This is a genomic window from Dehalococcoidia bacterium (genome assembly GCA_041653995.1).
Lineage (GTDB): Bacteria > Chloroflexota > Dehalococcoidia > GIF9 > UBA5629 > CAIMUM01.
In genome coordinates, this window is record JBAZEK010000038.1 from 1 (window position 1) to 4,493 (window position 4,493).

Genomic DNA, 4,493 nt, shown 5'->3' on the forward strand with positions numbered 1-4,493 from the left:
GTTTGGCGTTGGAAACTACTCGATCAACCTGAATGCAACCAACAGCGGCGGATTCAACCTATCGACCCAGATCACGTTCATCAACGTATCAGCACCGGCTCCGGTCGCCAGTTTCACCGCCGATAAAACGAATGGTACCGCCCCGCTCGCTGTCCAGTTCACTGACACAACCACAAATACACCGACTCGCTGGGTATGGAACGCGACGAATGTAACCGGGAACAATACGGCGTTTACCTTTGCAACAACCCAGAGTCCCCTCCAAACGTTTGGCGTTGGAAACTACTTGATCATCCTGAATGCGACAAATTGCATCGGATTTAACATTTCGACCCAGGTTACGTTCATCAACGTATCAGCACCGGCGCCGGTCGCCGGTTTCACCTCTGATAAAACGAGTGGTACAGCCCCGCTCGCCGTCCAGTTCACGGATACAACCGCGAACACTCCTACCGGCTGGGCATGGTTTTTCGGCGACGAGAACTGGATGGTGCCTGCATGGACGCAGGCGAACGCGAGTGCCGGGTGGACGGCAAGATACGGTCACAGCAGTGTGGCGATGCCGGACGGCAGCATCGTCCTGATGGCCGGTCAGACCAGCTCCACCAACTATGTGACTGATGCATGGCGGTCAACGGATGACGGCGCTACGTGGACGCGGACGACCGAAAGGTTGACGCGAAGATCCGGTCACACCAGTGTGGCGATGCCGGACGGCAGCATCGTCAATATGGGCGGTCAGACCACCTCCACCATCTATATGAATGACACGTTGCGGTCGACAAATAACGGCGCAACATGGACGCAGGTGAACAGAAGTTCCGGGTGGACGCGAAGATCCGGTCACACCAGCGTGGTGATGGCGGACGGCACCATCGTCCTCATGGGCGGTCAGACCAGCTCCACTAACTATGTGAATGACACGTGGCGGTCGACAAATAACGGCGCAAAATGGACGCAGGTGAACGCAAGTCCCGGGTGGTCGGCAAGATCCGGTCATACCAGCGTGGCGATGCCGGACGGCAGCATTGTGCTGATGGGCGGTGCGGCGGGCGCCAGCGGTCAATTTAATGACACGTGGCGGTCTACGGATAACGGTGCAACATGGACGCAGGTGAACGCAAGTTCCGGGTGGTCGGCAAGATCCGGTCATACCAGTGTAGCGATGCTGGACGGCAGCATCGTGCTGATGGGCGGTGAGGTGGCCGACAGCAGTCAATTTAATGACACGTGGCGGTCTACGGATAACGGCGCAACATGGACGCAGGTGAATACAAGTTCCGGTTGGGCAGAACGTGCCGCTCATACCAGTGTAGCGATGCCGGACGGCAGCGTTGTGCTGATGGGTGGTAATGCCAATAATGTCAACAAGAATGACACGTGGCAGTTCCGACCCACCGGATCATCGGAAGAGAACCCATCGCATACCTATACCACTACGGGAACGTACAATGTTTCACTTCAAGCGTACAACACTGTCGGGTACAACAGCACAAGAAAACCATTGTATATTACCGTAACTGGTTTACCCGCTCCGACAATCACCGTCATCTCGCCGGATTCCGGTCCGTTAGCTGCCGGCACACTCGTCAACATCACCGGGACGAACCTGGCGGGAGCGACTTCAGTAACATTTGGCAGCGCAGCGGCGACCATCAACACGAACACCGCAACGACGATCAATATGACCGCCCCCGCCGCTTCAGCCGGAGCCGGACCCGTTACGGTCACGGTCACTACACCTGGCGGCACAGCCACGACTTCATACACGTATACGGGTGACCCAATTCCCGGTGTTATCGGGTTCCGGTGGAACACCTCCGATCCATCCCCCCGGCTGTACCAGATCGATTCGGACGGGACGGTCATTCCGAATGCAACCGGAGATTGGTTCAACACCCATCTGCCGTGGAGTGGCATGAAAACGGTTGTGGTAAATGCAAGCAACTCTACGCCTGTTCTCTACGGCACGAACAACCGTGGTGATGGATTAGACTTATCCGGCACATACGGGGATGTCATGGTAGAAATCCCGCGATTTTATACGTGCAGCACGTATGCCAATGGGAATTTCTCTTACTGGATTTCACCCGGTGCACAAGATGCACTCCATTATACCGTAGCACCGATGTTTAACCAGCGGGGTACTGGAACCGATGCAGGTACACCAGCGACCTACTATTACGTCGGCAGATACGATGCAACTCTGGTTGGCACAAAATTACAAAGTGCAACCGGAAAAGTGCCGGCTGTGTCGATGACTATCGGTACCGCACGAACCTATGCTGAAAACAAAGGAGCCGGGTGGGGTATAACCAACGTCTGGACGGTATCCGGGCTCCGGCAACTCTTCTATACCGAAATGGTTACCTTAAACAGTCAGGCTGCATGGACGGGATCGAGGGGCTGGGTTGAGGGCAATACCGGTCCTACAATCAGTGGAAACGAATCAATCGACACCGCAATCTATGCAATTAATGCCACGGGTAATGGAACGGGTCTCTATGGTAAAACCTCTGTATCCTACCGGGGTATTGAAAACCTGTGGGGGAATGTGTATCAGTTCCAGGATGGGCTCAACGCTATAAAAACGAATACGAATGTCATCAACGCAACCGGATTGGGAGTAACCGGTCAGAAAATAACCTTCAAAGATGTATTGGATGCAAACGACGTGCAATCTGTCGGAGCTCTTGCACTCACCGACGGATACCAAACGAATTTACTGAACACGGATGTTGCCAGACCGTTATTCCTGCCATCAAATGCAACTGGAGGTTCAGACACAACCTATCTATCGGATTTCTTTTCGTATCCGCGAAGTACAAATTTCGGTGCGCCGAACATTCTGATTTCGGGCGGCGATTGGGATGATGCCGGGCGTGCGGGAGTCATGGAGCTGCTTGCGAGTAGCGATACATTGACTTCGGGTGCGTCTGTTGGGGCGCGCCTTGAGTTCCGACGGAGTCCGGCACCCATGGCGAGTTTCAGTTCCACAAACACATCCGTAGCAATAAATAGTTCATCTCAGGGCTGGGCGGGTGTTGCACCGTTTACGATGGTGTTCAACGACACATCGACAAACTACCCGGCTGGCTGGGCGTGGGGACGGAATAACCTGACCGTTACCGCGTGGGAACAGTTCAGCACAATCAATAACGCCACACAGACATTTGTTGCCGGGAACTGGTCGGTAAATTTAACGGTAATCAACAGCGGCGGGGCGGGTATATCCGGCATTACGTGGGTGAATGTTAGTGAGTCGACCCCGGCACCTGTTGCCAACTTTACTGGCACTCCCACCTCCGGCACCGCACCGTTGACCGTCACGTTCACGGACACCTCGACGAACACCCCGACGAGCTGGAACTGGTCGTTCGGCGATAGCAACCTGACAAACGCGACTATGCAGAATCCGGTGCATACCTATTCGGCAGCAGGGACGTACACGGTTTCGTTAAACGCGACGAATGCCGGTGGATCGAACATATCCGTCCGGACGAATTATATCACGGTTCGCGTCCCGGCACCAGTACCTGACTTCTCCGCCAATATCACCTCCGGACCCGTCCCGCTACTGGTTTCATTCACTGACCTGTCCACACAAACCCCCACCGGCTGGGCGTGGTTCTTCGGTGATGAAAATTACACGCAGGCATGGACACAGCAGACTGCGAGTGCCGAATGGTCACAAAGAGAAGGTCATACCGGAGTAACGATGCCTGACGGAAGCATTGTTATAATGGGGGGATTGGAAGGTGGCGGCTTCACGAATGACACGTGGCGATCGACCGATAAGGGAGCCACATGGACGCAGCTGACTGCGAGTGCCGGGTGGAGTGAGCGGCAGTGGCATAGCAGTGTTGTGACCCCGGATGGCAACATTGTCCTGACCGGTGGCGAGGCAACCGACGGCATGAAAGATGATGTTTGGCAGTCAGCTGATAATGGCGTTACATGGACGCTCGCGAACGCAAGTGCAGGATGGTCACCAAGAGAATTTCACAGCACCGTGGTACTGCCGGATGGCAGCATCGTCCTATCAGGAGGCTGGGATGGCAGCTTCAGGAATGATACATGGCGGTCGGCTGATAGTGGTGCCACATGGACACAGGTGAACGCAAGCTCCGGGTGGTCGGCACGACATTCTCATACAAGCGTCGCAATGCCAGATGGCAGTATCGTACTTTCAGGTGGCGAGGATAACAACGGCTATACAAATGATACATGGCAGTCGGTTGATAAGGGCGCTACATGGACGCAGGTGAGTGCGAACGCTGGGTGGTTGGCAAGATCGCGGCACAGCAGCGTGGTAATGCCGGATGGCAATATCGTCCTCTTGGGGGGGGAGGACCGCAACAACCGTAAGAATGACGTTTGGCAGTCGGCTGATAATGGCACCACATGGACGCAGGTGACTGCGAGTGCCGGGTGGTCGGCACGACAAGGACAAAAGTGTGTGGTTCTGCCGGACGGCAGCGTCGTTCTTATTG

General features: G+C 55.2%; 2 protein-coding genes. One reads left to right on the plus strand and one right to left on the minus strand.

Annotation, left to right across the window (positions count from 1 at the left end):
* Positions 1-15: 15 nt before the first annotated feature.
* A complete protein-coding gene (locus WC359_14785) occupies positions 16-162 on the minus strand; it encodes a hypothetical protein (protein MFA5401714.1) in 147 nt (48 codons plus the stop codon).
* Positions 163-490: 328 nt separating this feature from the next.
* Here WC359_14785 and WC359_14790 point away from each other — a divergent pair.
* The coding region (locus WC359_14790; protein ID MFA5401715.1) for a kelch repeat-containing protein at positions 491-4,493 on the plus strand (4,003 nt) is incomplete at its 3' end.